This window comes from Kitasatospora sp. A2-31 (genome assembly GCF_022288725.1).
In the GTDB taxonomy this organism is placed as follows: Bacteria; Actinomycetota; Actinomycetes; order Streptomycetales; family Streptomycetaceae; genus Kitasatospora.
This window is the reverse complement of sequence record NZ_JAKNTA010000007.1, coordinates 14160-27301: the sequence shown is the minus strand read 5'-3', so window position 1 is coordinate 27301 and position 13142 is coordinate 14160. Positions and strand designations below refer to the sequence as shown.

Here is a 13142-nt window from a genome sequence, read left to right as displayed (position 1 = left end):
TGACTGGGCGGGGCGTACGGAGGTCAGAGGCCGTAGTCCTCTTCGAGGCCGGCGAGGAGGGCGTCCAGGCTGTTCCTGCGGGAACGCTTCGGGTTGTCGGCCTCGCGCTGCGCCCGCTGCGCCTGGGCGACGGTCTCCCGTAGCTCGTGGCAGGCAGCGACGTAGCCGCGGTCCCGGCGCTCGACGGAGCGGGCGAGGACCAGGGCGGCCTCCCGGCAGAAGACGGCCGCCGGGTCGGTGACGTCAGCCAGCAGCTCCCGCACGGAGGCGACGAGAGCGCCGTCCGACAACGGGGCCCGGTCCTCCTCGTCCAGGACGGCGGCGGACAGCAGCTCAGAGGCCGTCCCGGCGACGGACCGGCCGCGCCCCTCGGCGAGTTCTACGAGGCGGGCATGGACGGCAGGGGCGACGCGCAGGGAGACCGGCACGGAGGGCATCAGCGGCCGTCCGTGAGGTCGACGGACGGGACGGGCCCGGCGGGGCCGTCTACGGGCGTCCTAGGGGCCGTACGGCGGCGCGGCGGCTCCAGCGGCGGCATGTCCTGGAGCGCGGAGCGCAGGTGCTCGGGTGCGGTCCCCTCGGCGAGGAGGAGGTGCGCGCCGGCCCGGGCCATGGTGTGCGCGGCCTCCGGGGTCGTGCCGAGGCTGCGCGCCATCACGCGGTAGCCGATCCCGGCGGCGCCGAGCTGCGCGAGGACGCGCATCCGGTCCGCGGCTTCAGTCAGCGCGGGGTCTGCGGCGACCCGGTCTAGGACGGTACGGGGGCGCGGCGGGTGGTCGGGGGCGGTGTTCACGGTGCACTCCTGGACGGCGGGCGGTGCTGCGCCCCGTGGTCGGGAAGGCCGGCGGGGCGCAGCGGGGCGGGCTCAGTCAGCGGCGGGTGGTGGCCAGCAGCTCGGCGGCCAGGTCCTCGACGTCCTCCCCGGCGGTCAGCGCGGAGAGCAGCGCACCGACGGACTGTCCGTCGAGGTACAGCACGACGCGGAGCATGCCGGCGGGCAGAGCGGGGCCCGGGTAGACCCGGAGCCCGACGTCCGTCAGGGATTCCTCGTGGGTCGGGACTCGGTGGTCGCCCTCGGGGTCGACGTTGCGGCGGTGGAGGGCGGAGAGTCGGCGGGTGCCGAGGGCCCGCCGGACGGTGTCGGTCGAGATGGACAGGTAGCCCCCGGCGCCGTCCACCTGCTCGGCCAGGACCTCCGCGGCGTCGCGCGTGTCCCGGCCGCCGATGGAGGTGGTTCGGCCGGCGCGGTGCTGGAGGACGGTCGCGGCGGGGGCGATCACGTCGGAGTACTGGCCGCTGGTCAGCGCGGTACGGGCCGTGTCGATCAGCTCGGCCAGGAGGTCGCCGGTGCTCATCGCCTGGTAGCGCTGGAGCGGGGTCAGGGCGGGTGCGGCGGGGGTGGTGGACGTCATCGGGGTTCCTCTCGGTGGTGGTCACTCATTGCGGGTCAGGCAGCTTGTGCAGGCGCGGACCAGGACCTCCAGGCCGTCTGCGCGGGCCTGGGTGATGCCGGGACGGGCCATGTCGTCGCACCCGGGCAGAAGGCACCAGGGCGTCAGGAGGAGGTCGGCCAGCGGGCGGTGACCGCAGCCGACGCACCAGGCCCCGGAGTCCGGGGCGGCGGCGGAGGCGTACACCGCGCCGACGTGGCCGCAGCCCCCGGAGGCCCGGGCCTCCTCGGCCACCTGCACGGCGTGCGTCCGGATGGCCCGGCCGAGGTAGACGACGGTGATCCGCTCATCCACGGCGTTCCCTCCGCTGCTCCTCGCGGGCCCTGGCGAGCAGCGCGGCGGCGGTGGTCTCCGGCTCGATCAGGTCCTCCGCGAGCCGGGCGAAGCGCTCGGCGGCGGCCGTGCGGCCAGGCCGGGAGAACTCGGCCCGCCAGGCGTCCACGGTGGGGTGCGCGGCCAGGCGGGCCACCTCGTCCGCGACGTGGCCGAGCTCGTGCCGGATCACGCGGTCAGCGCCGTCTCGCAGGTCATCGGCGATCACGACGTCCGCCCAGAGGGCGCCGCCGGGGTCGCGCCGGATGTGGGTCTCCCCGGCGTGCTGGGGGCGCAGGACCCGGCCGCGGCGCAGCCGGAGGCACTGGAGCGGACCGGCGGACACCAGGCCCGCGGCCAGCCGGGACCACTTCGTCTGGCTTCCGGTGTCGACCCAGCGCCAGCCGCCGCCCTCCGCCGCCGAGGCGACGAAGCGCAGCGCACACGGCCCCGGCTCCGGCATCGGCACCCGGGCCAAGGTGACCGCTGCTGCGGCCCGGGGCGGGGCGACCGTCCGGGACTTGGCCGGGGGCGCAGCGGGCGCCGGCCGGTGAGGCGCGGCGGAGGCGGCTGCCGGGCGGCGGGCAGTCGCGGCCTGCTGCGCCCGCATCGCCTCCCGTGCCGCGCGCAGGTCGAGCGGCGGCCGGTTCACCGGCGGAGCGGCGGCCGCGGTGACTGCGGGCGGCTTCCACGCGGGGTCGAGCCGGGCGAGGAGCAGTGCGTGGCTGGTGTCCTCCGGGTGCCGGGCGGCGTAGGCGCGGGCCTCGGCGAGGTACGGGTGCACGGGTGCCTCCTAGGGAGCGGAGCGGGGTACCGGGACGGTGTCGAGGGCGGCCAGCGCGGCTGTCCAGTCCGGTGCGACGGCGGTCGTCAGCGCGATGCCGCCGCCGCGGTGGACCAGCACGCCGGCCGCGGTGAACGCGGCGAGGAGCCGGGCGGCGGCCTCCGGTCGTAGGGCACAGCGGCGGGCGACGCGGACGGCCAGGTCGTCGCCGACGTCGTCCTCGGCCGGTATCCAGCCGGAGGCGTCGGCGAGGTCCGCGAGGGCGTGCAGCGCCAACCGGGCCCGGCCGAGGCGTAGAGCGGGCGGCATGTCCCGGCGCCAGTGGCCGGCGGTGAGGGCGCGCCACAGGTCGACGACCGCACCGGAGGACGGCGGGGCGGCAGCCCGCTCGGGGGTCATGATGCGGCAGCGTCGGCACGCGGCCGGCCTCGGTCGAGTTCGGATCGGTGGATGCGGACGCGGTGTCCGGCCGGGCCGAGGCGCTGAATGCGCATGGTCGGGTCCGAGGCGATCCACCGGGACACCGTCTTCGGGTGGACCTGGAGGAGCGCGGCGAACTGAGCGCGGGTCAGCCACTCCGGGGCGTCATCGGGCATGCGGTCTCCTGCTGGTCGGCCCGCCCGGCGCCATTAGGTGACACACCGGGACATACGGGAGCGGCGGGGGACCATAGCCCATCCGCCGTCCTCCGTGCTCGGCGTGCTCCCGTGCGCCCCCTCATGTGACCGGATGTCCCCTTCCGCTCCCGTCTAGGTCCGTATAATTCCTGTTATCGCCACCTAGCTTGAGGGAGCGTCACCCGTGCTCGACTCCACCGCCGTCGAGGTCGCCGGCGCCGATCTGCCCGCGGTGCCGGAGGGCACCGGACTCCCCCGGCCGATGCTGCTGTACTTCGGCTGCCCGTCCTGTCGGCTGACCGCCCGCCCCTCGTCCGCCGACTATCCGGCCGTCAGCGTCGATGACGACGCCTGGACCGGCGGGGACGCTTACGTCCGGTGCGAGCCTTGCGGACACCTGCACACCGTGACTGGCGCGGACGTCGTCCCGGCCACCAGCACCATCACGTGCTCCCGCTGCGCCCACGTCAGCCCGTGCCCGCCCTCGGCCGCCACCGCCGGATGCGACGGGTGCGGCCTCGTCCACGACGGCCCGGCCATCACCGACAGCGCAGCGCGGGAGAGGCTGCGCGCCGTCGAGGGCCAGCACGCCGTACGGCTGCGCGGCACCCTCCAGGAGGCGAAGAACCGGGCGGCCCGCCGCCGGGGCCTGGAGGTGGAGGAGGACCTGGTCGTCGTCGAGCCGCTGCGCGCCGAGGAGATGCCGGCCTCCGCCGCGCCGGTCGTCGCCGAGCTGCTGCCCGTCGCGGCGGAGCCGGAGGACGTCGAGGAGGGCCCGGTCGACGCCGAGCTCGTCGACGCCGACGACGCGCTGTTCCCCGAGCCCGCCGACCCCGGCCGCCACCCGGAACCGTTCTTCGACCCGGCGCTCCTCCCGGCCCGCACCGGCCACCGCTCCCCCGACCCCGACGCCCGCCCGCTGGTCGACCGGCACACGATGCTGCGCCCCGGGCAGGCCGTCCCGACGACCGCCGACGCCCCGGTCTACACGGAAGCGGACTTCCGGATCAGCCAGTCGACGGCCGACCTGATCGACTCCGCCGCCCCGGCGAACACCTCCCGCGCCTACCGGTCCGCCCGCCAGCAGTTCGAGACCTGGTGCCGGGCAGAGGGGCGGGTGCCGTGGCCGTGCACCACCGCGACGTTCACCGAGTACGTGGGCGTGCTGATCGGCCGGGACATGGCGCCGGCCTCGATCCGGGTCCACATGTCGGCGATCCGCACCAACCACCAGGACGGCCAGCAGCCCGGCATCAAGGCGGCCTCCGAGGCGCTGCGCGGGCACGCCCGCCGCCGCCAGGAGGAGGGCGTCGAGCCGAAGAAGGCGCCGGGTGTCTCCCCCGAGGTGCTGGCGCTCCTGGTGGCCTCCTGCGACGCGGAGACCGGCTACCGGCGCACCGCCGGCCTTCGGGACGCCGCGCTGCTCACCCTCGGCTGGGGGATGCTCTCCCGCCGCTCCGAGCTGTCCGGGCTGCTGATCTCGCACATCCAGGTGAAGCCCACTGGGGTGCGGGTGCGCGTCGGCCGCTCCAAGACGGACCAGGAGGGCAAGGGCAAGAGCACGTTCGTCCCGGCCGTCCCCGACGACCCGGCGGTGTGCCCGGTCGCCCGGGTCTCTGCCTGGCTGGAGGAGCTACGCCGTCACGGCCACACCACCGGGCCGTTGTTCCGGCGGATCACCCGGTACGGGACGATGCCCGCCGCCGGCGTCCGGGGCCGGATCAGCCCGGACTCGGTCGGTGAGATCGTGAAGCGGCACGCCGCCGCCGCGCTCGCCCTCCTCACCCCGACCGACCCGCACCGCCTGGTGCTCGCCGACCTGACCGCTCACGGCCTGCGCCGCGGCCCGGCCCAGTTCATGGCCGACGCCGGGGAGGACCCGACCGGCCAGGGCCGGTGGAAGGCCGGCAGCACGACCGTCCAGGAGCACTACGTCGAGCCCGCGCAGGGCGAGCAGGACAACCCGCTCGCCGCCGCCTACCAGACCCGGGCGGCCGAGCGCGCGGCTCAGGCCCAGGCCGGGGTGATCACCCCGGGGCCCGCCGGGCCTTGAGCTGGGGCCAGCTTCCTTGAGCCCGCACACGCAGACGGCCCGACCGATTCCCCGGTCGGGCCGTCAGGCTCTATGGACCCATGAGCAGGACCAGCGTGCCGCACGCTACCGCCAGCACCCGCCAGGGCGCAGCAGAGGGCCCGCACGACCTTCCCCGGCCGTGCGGGCCCTCCCTTGCCTCTACGCCCTGCTGGCAGCCCGTCAGCCCTTCGAGGCGGCCTCCGTCAGAACAGCCAGGGCCCCGGACCGGTACGAGGTGATGTGCCCGCACGGCCACGGGGACCGCCGGTGCGCCTCCGGCGCCTCCGTCAGCACCGCTTCGTATCCGCCGAGGGTGATCCGCTCCTTCGCCTCGTTCCAGTGCCACGGGCAGACGTAGATCACCGCGTGCAGGGTGCCCAGCTTCCCGGGCCCGGGGGTCATCGCCTCCGCGATCAGCGGCGCGCCCCCGTCGCACTCCCAGCCCGTGTGTCCGTCGTGCGAGTCCCGTCCGTACAGCTCGGCCACGTACTCCCGCGTCTCCGGCTGCACGGTCCACTCCTGCGCGGCCCCGGCCGCCACGGCGCCGGGAACGGCGGTCAGTTCCACCACCGGCCCGCGCTTGCCCATGATGGCCAGCGCTTCCCGGAGCTGCGGCGGTAGCGACGGGTCGTCCTTCGGGGCAACCGGCGCGGCCTCCTCGGTGGCGCACAGGGCGAGCACCGCGGCGTACTCCTCGGCGTCGAGCCCGAAAGGCCGGCACCCCTCGGCCTCGAAGCGGACCCACAGGTCCCGCTGCCCGTCCGCCCAGGTGCGCAGCAGGGCACGGGCCTCGGCGGGCTCGACGTCCAGGGCGGCGGCGACCTCGGTCCAGGACGCCCCGGCGGTCAGCGCGTCGCGGATCTTGAGCGCCCGGAACTGGACGGCGGCTCGGGCGGTGGCCTCACCCAGCGCCAGCACGGCCAGGGCGTCGCCGGCGTCGCCGCGCTCGACCTCATAGGGGAAGTCGGCGGGGAGCGCCCGGTTCGCCATCCTCTCGGCGTGCACGCCGTGCTTCTCGGTCAGCCAGGACAGCGGCGTCGAGGCGGGGACGTCGTCGGGGCGGCGGACCTCCAGGGCGGTCCACTCGGCGTAGCGGTCGGTCATCTCGGGCTCCTCGGTGATGTGGTCGGGGCTGGTCATGCGGAGGTGTTGGCGGCGCGGGTGGGGAGTTGGGCGAGCGGGGACGGCCGTCCCGGCGGCGTCGCCCGGACCGCGTCCCAGTCGATCCGGGACGACCGCAGCAGGCTGTCGAGGTCGCCGCGGCGGTAGAGCGGGACGAGGGTGCGCCGGTGGTAGCTGGAGCGGACCGTCTCGGTCGGGGCGAGCAGGCCGGCGCGCACCAGGTGGTCGAAGTCGGCGGCGCGGACCTCGAGGATTTCGGCGGCACGGTCGCGCATGTGGAGGTGGCCGGCGGCCGAGGCCCGCTGAACCTTGCGGCGGTCGAGGCCGGGGCCCTCCAGGGCAAGCCCGCAGTACAGCGGGTAGCCCTTGTAGTGCCCTCGGAGCGGGAGGTGTCCGCGCCGGGACAGCTCGGCCGCGGTGCCGGGCGCGACGTCGAGGCGGAACCGGGCGGCGAGGTGTTCCTCGGCGCGGGTCGCGCCGATGTCGGGGAGGGTGCCGACTGCCGCGCGGATCGCGTCCAGGCGCTCGACGGCGTCGTTGACGACGGCGGCCGGCCAGCGGCCTCCGGCGTCGACGGCGGGGATCAGCTCCAGGCGCAGCGCGCGGAGCAGCTGCCACTCGGGCAGGTCGAGCCGGTCGCCGAGCTGGCGCGGTCCGTAGTCGGTGGGGGGCTTGGTCATGGTGTCGGCTCCTTGGGTGTGTTCTGACCTGCCGGGGTCGGCAGGTGGCTGCTGTTGGCCGCCCGAAGGCGGGGCGGCCTCAACGGGCCCCGCGGGTCGTCCGGGTGCTATGGCGGCGCCCGGACGACCTGGTGGCCCTAGAACGGGGCGGTGGCTGGCTGCTGCTGGTACCGGGCCATCCACGGGTTCTCGGCGAGGATCTGGGCGTGGAGGCGGGCGGTCTCCTCGTCGACCTCGGGGCGCTGCGCCCCGGCGGCCTCCACCGCCTCCTCCTCGACCTGGTCCTCCTCGGGGACGGGCTCCTCCTCCGGCGGCTCCTCCTCGGCCGCCCACTGGGCGGTGAGGGCGGCGCACGAGTCGGCGGCCTCCGCCTTGCAGGCACCGCACACCTGGTCCTCCGGGACGCGGCCGTAGAACGGGCGCTGGCAGTCCAGGCACTCCGGGGCCGGGGTGCCGCCCTTCCCGGGCTTCCCGGTGGGGACGGGGCGGCCGGCGAGGCGGTCGCGGCGGCGGTCAGCCTTGCGCTGGAGGCAGAGGAGGCAGTCCTCGTTCGTCCGGGCGCCGCCCTTGCCGATCAGCGCGCCGTCCTCGCAGCCGAGGTCGGGGCAGTACGGGGTGGGGGCGATCAGCGCCAGGGCGGCGCCGACCGGGGACCGGAGGAGGCCGTCGAGGTGGTCGCGCTCCAGGCCGCCGAGCTCCCAGCGCCGGGTGATCCGCGCCGCCAACTGCTCCAAGCTCCGGGACTCCAGGGCGTCGAGGACCGACGTCCGGTTCACCGTCGGAATGTGCCCGTGCGGCAGCTTGGCCACCAGAGCCGCGGGGAGCAGTGCCTCAACCGCGCGGACGGCCGCGGCCTCCTCCCGCGTCAGCTTCGGCTTGTCGGCCGCCCGTTGGCCTGGCACGCCCGCCGTGTTGCTCTCCCCCGTCAGCGCTCCGGTCTTGTCCGCCGCGGCGGAGCCGCTGTTCGCGCCCGTGCGCGCGCTACTACCTGCACCAGTCCTACGGACGTCACCGGCACTGCGCGCCGAAGGCGCTTCTTCTTCCCCCTCTTCTTCAACTACTTCTCCTAGATCCTTTACCGCCGCACCGGTGCGGCCAGGGGTAGCCGCATCCATGCGGCCAGGGGTGGCCGCACCGGTGCGGCCACCCTCTGAGCTGCCGTCCTGGCTCCCGCCGGTCCTCCTGGCGGCCCGGTCCGCCGCGCGCTGCGCCGCGCGCTCGTCCCAGATGTGGTGGTCCAGCAGCTCGTACTCACTGGGGAGCATCCGGCGCGGGTTGTTCGGGTCGGGCTGCCGGTGGACCCGGAGCAGCCCGCGCACCTCCAGGCGCTTCGTGGACCGGTCGACGGTGTCCACGGACTTGCCGATGCACTCGGCCAGGCGCTTACGGGTCGGCACCCACGGCGGGATGTTGTTCGGGTCGAGCTCGACCGTCTCCGGCGACTCCCGGGTGTCCGCGTCGACGAATGACCCGATGGCGGCGTACAGGGCCTTGTCGACGGTGTCCACGCTGCCGTCGCGGGCGAGCTCGGCGTCGAACTTCACCCAGTCCAGGGCCGCGCCGCGACGGGTGACGCGGGGGTAGAAGACGCTCACCGGGCACCCCCGGCGTGGACAAGGCCGGCTGCGGCGCGGCGGGCGGGCGGGTAGGGCACCATGGCCTCCGGGTAGAGAACGCCCGGCGTGCTGGCGGCACGAGGCCGGGCGTGGCGTCCCGGCGGCCCAAAACCAGCCCGGTAGTTGGCGCGGGCCGGGGGGCCCGCTACGGTGTTACGCACGAACGGTGCTCCCTGCGGAGTGCTGAGAGAGGCCCGGCGACTGTGAGAGGGAGCCGGGCCTTTCGCATGTCTGGAGGCGGTCAGGCAGCATCGGCGTCCGCCCCGCAGGCCGCGCGCTGCGCGACCTCGGCCAGGGCCGGCCGGAAGATGGCTCGCAGCCCGGTGATCTCCGCCCCGGTGAGCGGGGCCCGGGAGGCGACGAACTCGTCGAGGAAGGCGTCGACGCCCTGTCCGGGGGCGGGCGTGCACCAGCCGTGCGGGTCGACGTTCACGCGGCGACCATCCGGCCGATCAGGGCCTCGACGTCCGCGCGCCGGTACCAGATCCGGCCGGTCGGGAGCTTGATGTAGGGCAGGCCGATGCCGAGCGACCGATTGTTGGCGAGCGTCTGCGGGGCGTAGTGCGTGGCCTCCGCCACCTGGCGCGGCGTCATCCAGTCGCCGGCCCGGAGTTCGTCGGGCGTGGGAAGCTGCGTCATTTCCGAGGTTCCTGTCGACGTAATCAAGACAGCAACCGGCGTAAGGTCGGTAACTGTCGGAACATCGGAGACGCTACCGCCGATCTTCGTCCGTCGCAAGAACAGAGGCGCGCGTCTCGGAAATCTCGACAGATAGTGTCGCGGTTATGGCGACAGGACCCATGGACCTCGGCCCCACTTCCCGGGCCGTCGCGGACAACATCCGCCGGCTACGCGAGGCGCGGGGGCTGAGCCTCCGCGCACTCTCGGCCGACCTCAAGCGGCGCGGCCACAACCTCAGCGCCGACGCCATCAACAAGATCGAGAACGGGCGCACCCCCGAGCCCGGCGCCGAGCCGCCGACGAACGTCCGGCGCATCGACGTCGATGACCTCACCGCCCTTGCCGCGGCGTTGGGCGTCAACCCCAACGCCCTGCTACTCCCCCATACGGGAACAGGGAGCATCAGCCTGACTGGCGCGGGCACGGTCGACGCGACGTTCGTGTGGGCCTGGGCCGAGGGGCGCCGTCCCCTCACCGTCCCCGAAGGTGACGACGGGACCGCGAGCGCCGACTTCCAGCGCTACGCCCGCCCCCTCGGCATCCGGCGCTACGACCGGTCACCGGCCAGCCGGGCCCTCCACTTCGAGGACTCCGGAGGCCACGGGTACTACCGGCGTGACAAGGACGGCCGCCTGTACGAAGTCGGCTCCGGTGAGCCGGTCGAGTTCGACGAGCACGGCAACCACGACGACTGAGCGCAGCCGCCCAACTCCTCGCTTCCCACCGGAATGACGGAGTGGCCTCCAGGACACCCCGAGGGCCACTCCGCACCTACGCCCGCCCAGACCCTTACTCGGCCGCCTGCCTCCACCCGAGCGCGATGGTGGACTCGTCGAATCCCGGGCCGCGCCGCGCCACCGGGTGCACCTTCAACCGCAGCCCGAGGCCGTCCAGCACGCGCCGCTTCTGCGGCACCAGGAGCGCCTTCCAGGCCGCTTCCGCCCCCGGCCCCACGAGGCCGTCGAACGCGTTGAGGTCGAAGGCCGGCCGCAGCCTGCGCGCCTCGTTCTGCGCCTCGGTGATCTGCTGCGCCAGATTCGCCGTGATGCGCCGCAGTTGCTCCCGGGTGATGTCCCCGTTGGCGTAGTCCTCAGCCGCCGCTTCCTGGCGCGCTTTCAGCCCTTCCGCCCGCTCCAAGGCGGCCAGCGCGGCCGAGTCGTCACCACGGAAGACGTCGGCCGCCTCCGGCTTCGACAGCAGCTTCACCACCACCTTGCCGACGTACCTGTCGAGGGCTTCCTCATTCCGGCCGACACAGCCGTTCGCGTCACAGACGTAAGTCGGCTTCTTCGTCCCGTGCTTGGAGTTGCCTCGTGAAGCGACCCGGAACACCGACCCGCACGGCCCGCACGTGGCGACCTCGCCCCACGTCAGCAGGTGCTTCCGCGCGCCCGGCAGCTCCCGCACCACGGTCCGCTCCGCGAACAGGTTCTTCAACTGCGCGTACTGCTCGTCCGTGATGAGCGCCGGCCACTCCGCCTTGTACTCGACGCCCTGGTGCACACGGATACCGACGTTCGCCGGCCGCAGCGCGAGCTTCTTGACGGAGGTTTTGTTCCACAGCGAGCCGTCCGCGTTCTGGCCCACGGCGCGCCGCTTGAGCTGCATCCCGGCACCGGGCGCCGGCACCCCGCGCGCGTTCAGGTCAGCTGTGATCCCGAGGAGGCTGGCCCCGGACAGCAGGCGGGTGACGACCTCGCGGACGATGGCGGCCTGTTCGCGGTCCTCGACGTCGTGGAAGCCGCAGACCTGGCCGCGGTCGTCGTACTCGTACTGGCGGCGCCACCCGTACGACACCGGGCCGTTCGCGCGGCCCTCCTGGGCGCGCTCCAGGGCGGCCCGGGCCACCCGCTCAGACTTCACCTCGGACTCCGCCGTGTCGGACTCGCCAAGGCTCCGCAGCTGCGACCGGTCGGACGCCTTCGTCATGTTGAACAGGCCGCCGGACTCGAACGCTACCCAGCACTTGGCCTGCCGCAGGTCCTCGATCGCCTGGGCCCGCTCGACAGGGCGCCGCCAGACGCGGGACGGGTGGTAGCCGACGATGATGACCCGGACGCCAGGCTGGCGCGCGGCCTCGATGGCGTCCGCCATCAGCCGGTCGTACTCGGGGCGCTCTTCACCCGTATGAGCGGAGACGTCGTTCTCGATGTACTCCCCGCCGACCTCCCAGGCGTTCTCCTGGGTGAACGTCCGTAGGTCGCTCATCTGCCGGTTGACGCCTCGCCTGCGGTCCCGCGGGTCAAGGGAGATCCGCGCGTACAGGAAGGCGATGGTGCGGATCGCCAGGGTCAGAGTGTTCACGAGTGAGAACCCTACGGATTCCCCGGCGGGGTGGGCAACACCTGGGGCGACGCGGCGGCCTTCGAGAGCCTGTACAAGGACGTCAACGAGAAGATCTTCGACGTCCTGCCGGACGAGGCCTGGGTCTACCCCGGGCACGGCAACGACACCACGCTCGGCGCCGAGCGCCCGCACCTCCAGGAGTGGCGCGAGCGCGGCTGGTAGCCCGGAACGCGCGGTGGCCCCCGCGACCGTCTCCGGTCGCGGGGGCCACCGCCGTTCGACGAACCGGCCGGGGGATCAGGCGTCGACCTTCTCCGCCTGCGCGACCGCCTCCCGCTCCTGCTTCCGCGCGGCCGTCAGACTGGTCACGGTGGTGACGGCGAGCACCACCACGATGAAGCCCAGCGAGAACGGGATGCCGATCTCCGGCACGTGCACCCCCTGCTCGTGCAGCGCGTGCAGCACCAGCTTCACCCCGATGAAGCCGAGGATCACCGACAGGCCGTACGAGAGGTGGACCAGCTTCTTCAGCAGCCCGCCGATCAGGAAGTACAGCTGGCGCAGACCCATCAGGGCGAAGGCGTTGGCGGTGAAGACGACGTACGGGTCCTGGGTCAGGCCGAAGATCGCGGGGATCGAGTCCAGCGCGAACAGCACGTCGGTGGTGCCGATCGCCAGCATGACGATCAGCATCGGCGTCATCAGCCGGCGGCCGTTCTCCCGGACGAACAGCTTGGTGCCGTGGTACCTGTCGGTGGACGGGAAGCGCCGCTCGATCGACTTGAGCAGGCGGTTCTCCTCGAACTCCTCGTCCTCCTCCTCGGTCCGGGCCTCCTTGATCAGCTTCCACGCCGTCCAGACCAGGAAGCCGCCGAAGAGGAAGAACACCCACGAGAACTGGGCCACCAGGGCGGCGCCGCCGGCGATGAAGACCGCGCGGAGCACCAGCGCGATGATCACGCCGAACATCAGCACGCGCTGCTGGTAGATCCTCGGCACCGCGAACTTGCCCATGATCAGGATGAACACGAAGAGGTTGTCGACACTGAGCGACTTCTCGGTGATGTAGCCGGCGAAGAACTCACCGGCCGGCTGCGAACCGGAATGCCACCAGAGGAACCCGCCGAAGACCGCGGCGAGCACGATCCAGACCGTGGTCCAGATTCCCGCTTCCCTGATCGAGACCTCGTGCGGCTTGCGGCCGCCGATGAAGAAGTCGGCCACGATCAGCGCCAGCAGCACACCGATCGTGCCGACCCACATGCTTACGGAAACGTCCACTACTGCTCCTCCGGCAGGTAGGCGAGACGGTCATCGTCACTGCCGGAGGTCTCTTCCGCCCGTGGGGCTCGCGACCGCGAGCGCTCGGACCAGCGCCCCGGGACGCCGCTTCCAGGGCGCCCGTGATGACGGGACTGCTGCAGGGAATACTCCCCTCCGCTGCCATCGAGGGTAACAGGAACTCCAAGGGAAGGTAAAGAAGGTAAAGAACCCTTGGGTGACGGGGCGGCGGCCGCCT

General features: G+C 73.6%; 16 protein-coding genes and 1 pseudogene. 3 read left to right on the top strand and 14 right to left on the bottom strand.

The genetic code is table 11. The features are described 5' to 3' along the window. Positions 1-23: 23 nt before the first annotated feature. The 7 genes from MCM47_RS20345 to MCM47_RS20315 form a co-directional block, all read right to left on the bottom strand. The gene (locus tag MCM47_RS20345) at positions 24-437 is read right to left on the bottom strand and encodes a hypothetical protein (RefSeq protein ID WP_238863080.1); all 414 of its coding nucleotides are present in this window, start codon (positions 435-437) and stop codon (positions 24-26) included. Next, complete coding sequence (locus MCM47_RS20340; protein WP_238863079.1) at positions 437-793, bottom strand: hypothetical protein; 357 nt, start codon at positions 791-793, stop codon at positions 437-439. The genes MCM47_RS20345 and MCM47_RS20340 overlap by 1 nt, the downstream gene beginning before the upstream one ends. 76 nt (positions 794-869) lie before the next feature. After that, entirely contained in the window at positions 870-1412 is a 543-nt protein-coding gene (locus tag MCM47_RS20335) for a hypothetical protein (RefSeq protein ID WP_238863078.1), read from the bottom strand. Positions 1413-1433: 21 nt separating this feature from the next. Beyond that, complete coding sequence (locus tag MCM47_RS20330; protein ID WP_238863077.1) at positions 1434-1745, bottom strand: hypothetical protein; 312 nt, start codon at positions 1743-1745, stop codon at positions 1434-1436. After that, positions 1738-2547: a hypothetical protein gene (locus tag MCM47_RS20325; RefSeq protein WP_238863076.1), complete on the bottom strand. Its 810-nt coding sequence runs from the start codon at positions 2545-2547 to the stop codon at positions 1738-1740. Before MCM47_RS20325 ends, MCM47_RS20330 begins: the two co-directional genes overlap by 8 nt. 9 nt (positions 2548-2556) lie before the next feature. Further along, the gene (locus MCM47_RS20320) at positions 2557-2946 is read right to left on the bottom strand and encodes a hypothetical protein (RefSeq protein ID WP_238863075.1); all 390 of its coding nucleotides are present in this window, start codon (positions 2944-2946) and stop codon (positions 2557-2559) included. Next, positions 2943-3143, bottom strand: a complete 201-nt coding sequence (locus MCM47_RS20315; RefSeq protein WP_238863074.1) for a helix-turn-helix domain-containing protein — start codon at positions 3141-3143, stop codon at positions 2943-2945. Before MCM47_RS20315 ends, MCM47_RS20320 begins: the two co-directional genes overlap by 4 nt. A gap of 205 nt (positions 3144-3348) precedes the next feature. On the opposite strand from MCM47_RS20315, the gene MCM47_RS20310 reads away from it, so the two are divergent. Next, positions 3349-5217, top strand: coding sequence for a hypothetical protein (locus tag MCM47_RS20310; RefSeq protein WP_238863073.1), 1869 nt, complete (start codon positions 3349-3351; stop codon positions 5215-5217). Positions 5218-5418: 201 nt separating this feature from the next. Here the strand turns inward: MCM47_RS20310 and MCM47_RS20305 are convergent, their stop codons facing one another. The 5 genes from MCM47_RS20305 to MCM47_RS20285 all read right to left on the bottom strand — a co-directional run bounded on the left by MCM47_RS20305 (position 5419) and on the right by MCM47_RS20285 (position 9295). Then, on the bottom strand, positions 5419-6378 hold the full coding sequence (locus MCM47_RS20305; protein ID WP_238863072.1) for a hypothetical protein: 960 nt from the start codon (positions 6376-6378) through the stop codon (positions 5419-5421). Further along, entirely contained in the window at positions 6375-7040 is a 666-nt protein-coding gene (locus MCM47_RS20300; protein WP_238863071.1) for a hypothetical protein, read from the bottom strand. The genes MCM47_RS20305 and MCM47_RS20300 overlap by 4 nt, the downstream gene beginning before the upstream one ends. A gap of 137 nt (positions 7041-7177) precedes the next feature. After that, the gene (locus MCM47_RS20295) at positions 7178-8635 is read right to left on the bottom strand and encodes a helix-turn-helix domain-containing protein (protein WP_238863070.1); all 1458 of its coding nucleotides are present in this window, start codon (positions 8633-8635) and stop codon (positions 7178-7180) included. 262 nt (positions 8636-8897) lie between these two features. Next, complete coding sequence (locus MCM47_RS20290; RefSeq protein WP_238863069.1) at positions 8898-9089, bottom strand: hypothetical protein; 192 nt, start codon at positions 9087-9089, stop codon at positions 8898-8900. After that, entirely contained in the window at positions 9086-9295 is a 210-nt protein-coding gene (locus MCM47_RS20285; protein ID WP_238863068.1) for a hypothetical protein, read from the bottom strand. Before MCM47_RS20285 ends, MCM47_RS20290 begins: the two co-directional genes overlap by 4 nt. 146 nt (positions 9296-9441) lie before the next feature. On the opposite strand from MCM47_RS20285, the gene MCM47_RS20280 reads away from it, so the two are divergent. Next, positions 9442-10032, top strand: coding sequence for a helix-turn-helix domain-containing protein (locus MCM47_RS20280; RefSeq protein ID WP_238863067.1), 591 nt, complete (start codon positions 9442-9444; stop codon positions 10030-10032). Between the two features lie 94 nt (positions 10033-10126). Here the strand turns inward: MCM47_RS20280 and MCM47_RS20275 are convergent, their stop codons facing one another. Then, positions 10127-11641, bottom strand: a complete 1515-nt coding sequence (locus MCM47_RS20275; protein ID WP_238863066.1) for a recombinase family protein — start codon at positions 11639-11641, stop codon at positions 10127-10129. An 18-nt stretch (positions 11642-11659) separates the two neighbouring features. On the opposite strand from MCM47_RS20275, the pseudogene MCM47_RS20270 reads away from it, so the two are divergent. Next, positions 11660-11845: pseudogene (locus MCM47_RS20270) on the top strand (MBL fold metallo-hydrolase); the annotation flags it as partial. 75 nt (positions 11846-11920) lie between these two features. On the opposite strand, the gene MCM47_RS20265 reads toward MCM47_RS20270, so the two are convergent. Further along, positions 11921-12904 carry a TerC family protein gene (locus tag MCM47_RS20265; protein WP_238863065.1) on the bottom strand — a complete coding sequence of 328 codons (984 nt, stop codon included), beginning with the start codon at positions 12902-12904 and terminating at the stop codon, positions 11921-11923. Positions 12905-13142 lie beyond the last annotated feature (238 nt).